Here is a 9,406-nt window from a genome sequence, read left to right on the forward strand (position 1 = left end):
GGTCGTCCCCACCCGGGGCGACCGGCCGTCGCGTTCGCGCTGCCGTCCGCCGGGTTGTCGGCCCTACGGGCTAGAGTCGCTGCCGTGACAGCTACGACCCCGCGCCTGCTCCTCGTCGACGGACACTCCCTGGCATACCGGGCGTTCTTCGCCCTGCCGGTGGAGAACTTCTCCACCACCACCGGGCAGCCCACCAACGCGGTCTACGGCTTCACGTCAATGCTGATCAACGTGCTCCGCGACGAGCAGCCCACCCACATCGTGGTCGCCTTCGACGTCTCGCGCCGGTCCTTCCGCACCGAGAGGTACGCCGAGTACAAGGCCGGCCGCAGCGAGACCCCGACCGACTTCAAGGGCCAGGTCAGCCTGGTCAAGGAGGTCCTGGCCGCGCTGCAGATCCCGGTGGTGGAGAAGGAGGGGTACGAGGCGGACGACGTCATCGCCACCCTCGCCTGCCAGGCCCGCGACCAGGGCATGGACGTGCTGATCAGCACCGGCGACCGGGACGCCTTCCAGTTGGTCGGGGACCAGATCACGGTGCTCTACCCGCGCAAGGGCGTCTCCGACCTGGCCCGGATGGACCCGGCCGCGGTCGAGGCGAAGTACGGCGTCGGCCCGCAGCGCTACCGCGACCTGGCCGCGCTGGTCGGCGAGACCAGCGACAACCTTCCCGGCGTCCCCGGCGTCGGCCCGAAGACCGCGGCCAAGTGGATCAACATGTACGGCGGGGTGGAGGGGGTCGTCGCCCGCGCCGACGAGATCAAGGGCAAGGCCGGCGACAGCCTGCGCGAGCGGCTCGCCGACGTGATCCGCAACTACGAGATCAACTGCCTGGTCGCCGACCTGGAGCTGCCGATCCGCCCCGAGGACGCCCGCTGGCAGGGCTGGGACCGGGAGGCCGTGCACCAGGTCTTCGACACCCTGCAGTTCCGCATCCTGCGCGACCGGCTCTACCAGTACCTGGAGGCGGTCGAGCCGGAGGCGGAGGCCGGCTTCGAGCTGGCCGGCGCGGTGCTCACCGAGCCCGGCGCGCTCGCCGGCTGGCTGGAGACGCACGCCCCGGCCGGCACCCCGGTCGGCCTGGCGGTCAAGCTCGACACCGGCCCGAACCGGCGGCACACCGCGTCGGTGACCGGGCTCGCGCTGGCCACCGCCGGCGGCGCGGCCGCCTGGGTCGACCCGGCGACGCTGGACCCGAAGGACGAGGGCGCGCTAGCCGGCTGGCTGGCCGACGACGCCCGCCCCAAGGTGCTGCACGACAGCAAGCCGGCGGTGCTGGCCTTCGCCGCGCACGGGTGGGACCTGCAGGGCATCGCCCGGGACACCCAGATCGCCGCCTACCTGGCCCGCCCCGACCAGCGCTCCTACGACCTGACCGACCTGGCGCTGCGCTACCTGCACCGCGAGCTGCGGGTCGACGCGCCGGAGACCGGCCAGCTCACCCTGGACGGGCTGGGCGACGACGGCGAGGCCGAGCAGAACCTGATGCTGCACGCCCGGGCCACCCTCGACCTGGCCGACGCCATCGACGCCGAGCTGTCCCGCGACGGCGAGCAGTCCGCCCGGCTGATGGCCGGCGTGGAGCTGCCGCTGATGCGGGTCCTGGCCACCATGGAGCGCACCGGCATCGCCGCCGACACCGACTACCTGTCGGAGCTGGAGGCGCACTTCGCGGCCGAGGTGAAGGCCGCCGCGCAGGGCGCGTACGCGGAGATCGGGCGGGAGTTCAACCTCGGCTCGCCCAAGCAGCTGCAGGAGATCCTCTTCGGCGAGCTGGGGCTGCCCAAGACCAAGAAGATCAAGACGGGCTACACCACCGACGCCGACGCCCTCCAGTGGCTCTACGCCCAGCAGCCGCACCCGGTGCTGGCGCACCTGCTGCGCCACCGGGACGTGGCCAAGCTCAAGTCGACGGTCGACGGGCTGCTCAAGTCGGTCTCCGACGACGGCCGGATCCACACCACCTTCAACCAGACCGTCGCGGCGACCGGCCGGCTCTCCTCGACCGAGCCCAACCTGCAGAACATCCCGATCCGCACCGAGGAGGGGCGGCGCATCCGGCGGGCCTTCGTCGTCGGCGCGGGCTACGAGTGCCTGCTCACCGCCGACTACAGCCAGATCGAGATGCGGATCATGGCGCACCTGTCGTCGGACGACGCGCTGATCGAGGCGTTCAACTCCGGTCACGACTTCCACGCCGCCACCGCCTCGTCGGTCTTCGAGGTCCCGGTCGACCAGGTCACCGCCGACCAGCGCCGCAAGATCAAGGCGATGAACTACGGCCTGGCGTACGGGCTGAGCGCGTTCGGTCTGTCCCAGCAGCTCGGCATCACCGCCGAGGAGGCGCGCGGGCTGATGGAGAACTACTTCGCCGGCTTCGGCGGGGTCCGCGACTACCTGCAGGAGGTGGTGGCCCGGGCCCGGCACGACGGCTACACCTCCACCATCCTGGGCCGCCGGCGCTACCTTCCGGACCTGGTCAGCGACAACCGGCAGCGCCGGGAGATGGCCGAGCGGATGGCGCTCAACGCCCCGATCCAGGGTTCGGCGGCCGACATCATCAAGGTCGCCATGCTGCACGTGGACACCGCGTTGCGCGAGGCGGGGCTGCGCTCCCGGATGCTGCTGCAGGTGCACGACGAGCTGGTCTTCGAGGTCGCCCCGGGCGAGCGGGAGACCCTGGAGGCCCTGGTCCGCAAGCAGATGGGCGAGGCGTACCCGCTGTCGGTGCCGCTGGAGGTCTCGGTCGGCGAGGGCCGCGACTGGAACAGCGCCGACCACTGACCGACCTGCCGTTCGTCACCGTCGTGGACGGGTGCCGTTCGCTCCGAACGGCACCCGTCCACGACTGTCAGAGCGCCGGGCCGGTCGACGAGGCCCGGGGCGGGTTGTCGGCGCCCGCGAGGGCCGCGGCGGCGTCGCGCAGGGCGGCGGCGAGCCGGTCCCGGACCGCGAGCTGGGCGGCGATCCGGGCGTCCAGCACGGCCAGCCGCTCCCGCCCGACCCGCAGCCCGGCCGGTGACGGCGGCGCGGCCGCCACGTCCCCGTCCAGGCAGGGTAGGAAGACCTGGACGTCGTCCAGGGTCAGCCCGGCGCCGAGCAGGTGCCGGATGTTGCGGACCCGGGTGACCGTCGACTCGTCGTATTCGCGGTAGCCGTTCGCCGCCCGCGCCGCCGCGATCAGGCCCTGCTCCTCGTAGTGGCGCAGGGCACGCGGCGTGCACCCGGTCACCCGCGCCAGCTCGCCGATCCGCACCCGACCCTCCGTCCCGTGTCGACTCCATCCCTCAGGCGACCAGCGCTCCGCCGTCCACCGGCAGCACGACGCCCGTGACGAAGGCCGCCGCCGGGTCGCTGAGCCGCAGGATGGCCCACGCTACGTCCTCGGGCCGACCGATCCTCCCCATGGGCGTGTGGTCGAGCTGCCAGCGGCGTACCGCGGCGCGCTGGTCGGGGGAGAGGCCCTGGTGTTCGCCGATGGGCGTGTCGATCGCGCCGGGGGCCACCGCCACCACCCGGACGCCGCGCGGGGCCAGCTCCACCGCCCAGCTACGGGTAAGCGAGTCGAGGGCGGCCTTGCCGGCCGCGTACACGGAGCTGCCCGGCCAGGCGCGCTGGCCGACGGTGGTGGTGACGTTGACGATCACGCCGCGGCTCGCGGCCAGCGGCTCGACCGCGGCGTGCGCCAGCCGGATCGGCGCGAGCAGGTTCGTGTCGAGCTGGCGGCGGGCCGCGGCCTCGTCCAGCCCGGCCAGGGGGCCGCCGCCGGCGATCCCGGCGTTGTTGACCAGGACGTCGAGGCGGCCGTACCTCTCCAGGGCGGCGCCGACCACCCGGGCCGGCGCGTCGGCGTCGGTCACGTCGGCGACGAGCGGGGTGATCAGGGGGTGGCCGGCGGCCGTCTCCGCGAGTGGCGTGGCGCGCCGGCCGACGGAGAGGACGCGGGCGCCGGCCGCGGCGAAGGCGCGGGCGGTGGCCCGGCCGATGCCGGTGCCCGCGCCGGTGATCACGACGGTCCGCTGCTGTTCGTCGTTCATGCCGCCGATCGTCCGACCCTGCCCTCAGTGGCAGGGTCAAGCGCCCGGGTCAGCGGCCCGGCCCGCGGCGCTCCTTCGGCGGGGCGCCGTGCCGCTGCAGGGCCTTCCGCGACGGGCCGCCGGGCGGCGGGAGCGGTGCCTTGACCGGGTCGTGGCCCCAGTTCATCAGGGAGTACCGCCACCGGGTCCGGCGCACGTCGCCGCTGGGTCGCTGGGCCATGTGCCGGCGGACGTACCCGACGACCTTGCGCATGTGCTTGTAGTCGGCTGCGGTGAGCTGGTCGCGCTTGCGGCGCAGCAGGTCGATGATCTTCCGGCCGGACTCGTGGCCGACCGACTCACCGCCCCCGGTGCCCTTCTTCCGCCAGCCCACGTGCTTGGACTCGTCGGTCTCCAGCCACTTCTGGAGTTCGCCCGGCTTCATGTTCACCGCGTCGGTGAACTCCCGGTACGTCTGCTGCGGATCGTCACTTCGGCTCATGCCGCAGCACCTCCGGTCGGTGGGCGACGTCCCGGCCCGAGTCGTCGTTGCGGATCCGGTACTGCGGTTCGTCCGCCGAGGCGTTCACCGCGTGCCCGCGGACGTGGGTGCGTTCGGTCAGCTTCTCCTTGACGACGCCGTACGCCCGGCCGCTGTGGCTGGCCCAGGAGACGTGGTCGCCGGTGCGGAACTCCTTCTCGGCCATGCCCTCCGGGTACCCGGGCCGGCCGGCCGGAAACGGTCGCTACCGGTCCGCCGGCTTCTCCGCCACGAAGATGGCGGTGCCGGGGAAGAGCCGGCCTCGCAGCGGGCTCCACTGCCCCCAGATCCCCTCGTGCCCGGCAGGCCACTCCGGCTCCACCAGGTCCAGCAGCCGGAACCCGGCGCCGACCAGCTCCCGGATCCGGTCGCCGAGGGTGCGGTGCTGTTCGACGTACGTGGCCACGCCCTGCTCGTCCTGCTCGACGTAGGGGGAGCGGTCGAAGTACGAGTGCACGGCGGTGAGCCCGCCCTCGCCCGGGTCGTCCAGGAAGATCCAGCGCATCGGGTGGGTGACCGAGAAGACCCACCGGCCGCCAGGGCGCAGCACCCGGGCCACCTCCCGCATCGCGCCCGCCGAGTCGTCCACGAAGGGGATGGCCCCGAAGGCGGTGCAGACACTGTCGAAGGCACCGTCGCCGAAGGGCAGGGCGAGCGCGTCGGCCTGCACCAGCGGCACGCGTACGCCGGTCCGCTCCGCCGCCTGCGCGGCGTGCCGCAGCATGCCGGCGGAGAGGTCCAGGGCGACCGGGTGGGCGCCCGCGGTGGCCAGCCACCGGGCGGCGGCCGCGGCGCCGCAGCCCAGTTCGAGGATCCGGCGGCCGGCGACGTCGCCGAGCAGCCGGGCGTCGGCCTCGCGGAGCCCCTCGGGGCACCAGACGAAGTCCGCGTCGCCCAGGAACGCGCCGTGCTCGGCCTGGTAGTCGTCCGCGTCGGCGTCCCACCAGCCGCGGTTGGCCCGGCGGATCACGGCGGCGTCGACCCGGCGGCGGGTCACCCTGTCCTCGTCCATCCGCTCACGCTAGGGCCTGGGCCCGCACGGCCCCGCGCCGGCCCGCTGGACGGGTGTGGCGGGAGTGACGGATGTGACGGACGAGACAGGGATGGGCCCCTTACCGCGCGAAATCTCCGCTTTCGCAGCTGACGAGGCGGCGGAGACCCGGGAGGGCTTGCACGCTGTGGTAATGCAGCGGGTAGGCTAGACGATGCGCTCGCGGATCGTGTGCCTCGGCAGGGAGCAGGTGTGCGGTCACCGGAGCCACTAATGATCTTCTCTTGGCGATCGTTCGGTGTGCCCGGTGACGGATCCGCTGGCGCGGACTGAGTCACCGCGACACCCAGCGTCCTGTGACAACCCATCCGACCGGAGCAACCGCCCACATGACGAGCAGCATCGAGGCCACCTCGAGCGCCAACAAGGTCACCCACGACGACCTCGGCTCTGAGGAAGCTTTCCTCGCCGCGATCGACGAGACCATCAAGTACTTCAACGACGGCGACATTGTCGAAGGCACCGTCGTCAAGGTCGATCGGGACGAGGTCCTGCTCGACATCGGCTACAAGACCGAGGGTGTCATCCCCTCTCGGGAGTTGTCGATCAAGCACGACGTGGACCCGGCCGAGGTGGTTTCCGTCGGTGACCACATCGAGGCCCTCGTCCTCCAGAAGGAGGACAAGGAGGGGCGGCTGATCCTCTCGAAGAAGCGGGCGCAGTACGAGCGGGCCTGGGGCACCATCGAGAAGATCAAGGACGAGGACGGCGTCGTCCGCGGCTCGGTCATCGAGGTCGTCAAGGGTGGTCTCATCCTCGACATCGGCCTGCGCGGCTTCCTGCCCGCCTCGCTCGTCGAGATGCGGCGGGTGCGTGACCTGCAGCCGTACGTCGGTCGCGAGCTCGAGGCCAAGATCATCGAGCTGGACAAGAACCGCAACAACGTGGTCCTGTCCCGCCGGGCCTGGCTGGAGCAGACGCAGTCCGAGGTGCGCACCGAGTTCCTCAACAAGCTGCAGAAGGGCCAGGTCCGCAAGGGCGTCGTGTCCTCGATCGTCAACTTCGGCGCGTTCGTCGACCTGGGCGGCGTGGACGGCCTGGTGCACGTCTCCGAGCTCTCCTGGAAGCACATCGACCACCCGTCCGAGGTTGTCGAGGTCGGCCAGGAGGTCGAGGTCGAGGTCCTGGACGTCGACCTGGACCGCGAGCGGGTCTCGCTGTCGCTGAAGGCGACCCAGGAGGACCCGTGGCGTCAGTTCGCCCGCACCCACGCGATCCAGCAGATCGTGCCGGGTAAGGTCACCAAGCTGGTGCCGTTCGGCGCGTTCGTCCGGGTGGACGACGGCATCGAGGGCCTGGTCCACATCTCCGAGCTGGCCGAGCGCCACGTGGAGATCCCGGAGCAGGTCGTCCAGGTCGGCTCCGAGGTCATGGTCAAGGTCATCGACATCGACCTCGAGCGTCGCCGGATCTCGCTGTCGCTCAAGCAGGCCAACGAGGGCTTTGTCGAGGGCGAGGAGCACTTCGACCCGACCCTCTACGGCATGGCCGCGACCTACGACGAGCAGGGCAACTACATCTACCCGGAGGGCTTCGACCCGGAGACGGGCGAGTGGCTCGAGGGCTACGAGAAGCAGCGCGAGACGTGGGAGCAGCAGTACGCCGAGGCGCGCCAGCGTTGGGAGGCGCACACCAAGCAGGTGCAGTCCTCCCGGGCCGCCGACGCCGAGGCCGCTGCCAACCCGGCTCCGGCCGTGTCCGGCACCACCACCTCGACCACGGCCCCGAGCCGTCAGGCCGAGGAGCCGGCCGGCACCCTGGCCACCGACGAGGCGCTCGCCGCGCTGCGGGAGAAGCTCGCCGGCGGCAAGTGATCCCGTGACGACTCCCGCTCGGCGCGCCTGACGTCGCGCGGAGCCGTCGCCGACCACGACGGGCCCCGTCCCCGCGATCCGGTTCCACCGGGTCGCCGGGGGCGGGGCCCGCGCGCGTCTCCCGCCCGGCCATCAAGCCGCCCAAGCCGCCCCGCCGGCGCCTCCCACCCGGCCGGCGCCCCGCGGGCGCCTCCCACCACCCTTGATCGACTCGGGATGCGGCAGGTCGGGCTGTCCCGAGAACGGCAGGGACCGGTTTGCGGCAGTACGAGCTGATCTTGGTGGGCCGCGCGTCCGGGTGCGGGCGGCCACCGCCGCCGCGGCCCTGATCGCCGCCGGTTGCCCGCAGGCCGGGGTGTCCGGTGACGGGCTGGCGCTCGCTGCGGCACGGGCGGGTTGTTCGAGACGGGGAGCGGCCGGTATTGGCGGGCGGCGCGGTGATCAGGTTGACTGGTCGCGTGCTGAAGGTGGGTTTGACCGGTGGGATCGGCTCGGGCAAGAGCGCCGTGGCGAACCGGCTCACCGCGCTCGGCGCGGTCCTCATCGACTCCGACCGGATCGCCCGTGAGGTGGTCGCCCCGGGCAGCGAGGGACAGGCCGAGATCGTCGCCGCCTTCTCCGACCGGGTGCTCGACGCGCAAGGCGCGCTGGACCGGGCGGCGCTGGGCGCGCTGGTCTTCAATGACGAGGCCGCCCGCCGCCGGCTGGAGGCGATCACCCACCCCCGGGTCCGCGCCCGCGCCGCCGAGCTGGCCGCGGCGGCGCCCCCGGACGCCGTGGTGGTGAACGACGTGCCGCTGCTGGTGGAGGTGGGGCTCGCGCCCACGTACCACCTGGTGGTGGTGGTGCAGACGGCGGTGGCCACCCGGCTGGCCCGGCTGGCCCGGGACCGGGGCATGGACCGCGCGGAGGCCGAGCGGCGGATCGCCGCGCAGGCCGACGACGCCCGCCGGCAGGCGGCGGCCGACGTGCTGCTGACCAACGACGGCACGCTCGACGAGCTGCACGCGGCGGTGGACGCGCTCTGGCGCGACCGCCTGCTGCCCTACGAGCGCAACGTCCGCGAGCGCCACGCGGTCCGGCCCGAGCGGGTGGTGCTCACCGAGCCCGACCCGACCTGGCCCCAGCAGTACGCCCGGCTGGCGGCGCGGATCCGGCACGCCGTCGGTGCGGACGTGCGGGTCGACCACATCGGCTCCACCGCGGTGCCCGGGCTGGCCGCCAAGGACGTCATCGACATCCAGCTCACCGTGTCCTCGCTGGCCGAGGCCGACGGGCCGCTGGCCGAGCGGCTCGCCGACGCCGGCTTCCCCCGGCTGCCCGGCGACTGGTGGGACAACCCGCGCCCGGCCGGCAGCACCCGCTGGGAGAAGCGGCTGCACGGCAGCGCCGACCCGGCCCGCCCGGTGCACCTGCACCTGCGCGTCGCCGGCTCGCCCGGCTGGCGGTACGCGTTGCTGATGCGCGACCACCTCCGCGCCGATCCCGCCCAGCGCTCCGCCTACCTGCAGGTCAAGCGGGAGCTGGTGGCCGCCGCCCCGGACAGCGCCAGCTACGGGACGCTGAAGGATCCCTGGTTCGACGAGGAGCACCTGCGCGCCGAGGAGTGGGCCGCCCAGACCGGCTGGCGGCCCTGACGCCGGTCACCGGCGTCCCGGCTTCGCCGCGGCCCGGCCACCGGCACCGGGCAGCGCCGGCACCCGGCCGGGGGTGAGGTCGAGCTGCGCCCAGACGCCCCGCCCGGTCCGCAGTTCCAGCCGGCGGAGCAGCCCGCCCCGGTCGACCCAGTAGCGCAGCGCCGTGCCGCCGGTGCGTACCTCGATGACGTCCACCGTGCGGTCGGCCGTCCGGTCTTCGCGCAGCCGGACCGCCGACCGGGCCGGGGCGGGGGTGGCGCCGGCGCGCAGCGCGGCGGCCAGCAGCCGCTCCAGGTCGTCCCCGGGTGGCCGGGCGGCCGACCAGGCGAGTCCGGCCGGCGGCACGG

The 9,406-nt window shown here is 73.4% G+C and carries 8 protein-coding genes and 1 pseudogene; 3 read left to right on the forward strand and 6 right to left on the reverse strand.

Features of this window, described 5'->3' with window-relative positions:
* Nucleotides 1–84: 84 nt before the first annotated feature.
* On the forward strand, nt 85–2,784 hold the full coding sequence (gene polA, locus EFE23_RS17415; RefSeq protein WP_123241991.1) for a DNA polymerase I: 2,700 nt from the start codon (nt 85–87) through the stop codon (nt 2,782–2,784).
* Between the two features lie 67 nt (nt 2,785–2,851).
* On the opposite strand, the gene EFE23_RS17420 is transcribed toward polA, so the two are convergent.
* Genes EFE23_RS17420 through EFE23_RS17440 form a run of 5 tightly spaced genes read right to left on the reverse strand, consistent with a single transcriptional unit; the run spans nt 2,852 to nt 5,569 of the window.
* Nucleotides 2,852–3,256, reverse strand: a complete 405-nt coding sequence (locus EFE23_RS17420) for a MerR family transcriptional regulator (protein ID WP_123241992.1) — start codon at nt 3,254–3,256, stop codon at nt 2,852–2,854.
* Nucleotides 3,257–3,287: 31 nt separating this feature from the next.
* Nucleotides 3,288–4,037 (reverse strand): SDR family NAD(P)-dependent oxidoreductase, encoded by a 750-nt coding sequence (locus EFE23_RS17425; RefSeq protein WP_123241993.1) that lies wholly within the window; start codon nt 4,035–4,037, stop codon nt 3,288–3,290.
* A gap of 49 nt (nt 4,038–4,086) precedes the next feature.
* Nucleotides 4,087–4,518 (reverse strand): DUF3140 domain-containing protein, encoded by a 432-nt coding sequence (locus EFE23_RS17430; protein WP_123241994.1) that lies wholly within the window; start codon nt 4,516–4,518, stop codon nt 4,087–4,089.
* The gene (locus EFE23_RS17435) at nt 4,505–4,723 is read right to left on the reverse strand and encodes a hypervirulence associated TUDOR domain-containing protein (protein ID WP_123241995.1); all 219 of its coding nucleotides are present in this window, start codon (nt 4,721–4,723) and stop codon (nt 4,505–4,507) included. The genes EFE23_RS17430 and EFE23_RS17435 overlap by 14 nt, the downstream gene beginning before the upstream one ends.
* A gap of 39 nt (nt 4,724–4,762) precedes the next feature.
* Nucleotides 4,763–5,569: a class I SAM-dependent methyltransferase gene (locus EFE23_RS17440; RefSeq protein ID WP_123241996.1), complete on the reverse strand. Its 807-nt coding sequence runs from the start codon at nt 5,567–5,569 to the stop codon at nt 4,763–4,765.
* A 368-nt stretch (nt 5,570–5,937) separates the two neighbouring features.
* Between EFE23_RS17440 and rpsA the strand changes: the two genes are divergently transcribed.
* Both rpsA and coaE read left to right on the forward strand, forming a co-directional pair.
* A complete protein-coding gene (gene rpsA / locus EFE23_RS17445) occupies nt 5,938–7,422 on the forward strand; it encodes a 30S ribosomal protein S1 (RefSeq protein WP_123241997.1) in 1,485 nt (494 codons plus the stop codon).
* Between the two features lie 458 nt (nt 7,423–7,880).
* Nucleotides 7,881–9,059: a dephospho-CoA kinase gene (coaE, locus tag EFE23_RS17450; RefSeq protein ID WP_123241998.1), complete on the forward strand. Its 1,179-nt coding sequence runs from the start codon at nt 7,881–7,883 to the stop codon at nt 9,057–9,059.
* A gap of 6 nt (nt 9,060–9,065) precedes the next feature.
* Here the strand turns inward: coaE and EFE23_RS28210 are convergent.
* Nucleotides 9,066–9,406 (reverse strand): annotated as a pseudogene (locus EFE23_RS28210) (hypothetical protein); the annotation flags it as partial.

Origin of the sequence: Micromonospora solifontis, assembly GCF_003725545.1 — a bacterium.
Lineage (GTDB): Bacteria > Actinomycetota > Actinomycetes > Mycobacteriales > Micromonosporaceae > Micromonospora > Micromonospora solifontis.

Excerpts from the sequence above, each read along its gene's own strand:
- EFE23_RS17425 (WP_123241993.1), bottom strand. The coding sequence starts at position 4,037 with ATGAACGACGAACAGCAGCGGACCGTCGTGATCACCGGCGCGGGCACC.
- EFE23_RS17430 (WP_123241994.1), bottom strand. The coding sequence starts at position 4,518 with ATGAGCCGAAGTGACGATCCGCAGCAGACGTACCGGGAGTTCACCGAC.
- EFE23_RS17435 (WP_123241995.1), bottom strand. The coding sequence starts at position 4,723 with ATGGCCGAGAAGGAGTTCCGCACCGGCGACCACGTCTCCTGGGCCAGC.
- EFE23_RS17440 (WP_123241996.1), bottom strand. The coding sequence starts at position 5,569 with ATGGACGAGGACAGGGTGACCCGCCGCCGGGTCGACGCCGCCGTGATC.
- rpsA (WP_123241997.1), top strand. The coding sequence starts at position 5,938 with ATGACGAGCAGCATCGAGGCCACCTCGAGCGCCAACAAGGTCACCCAC.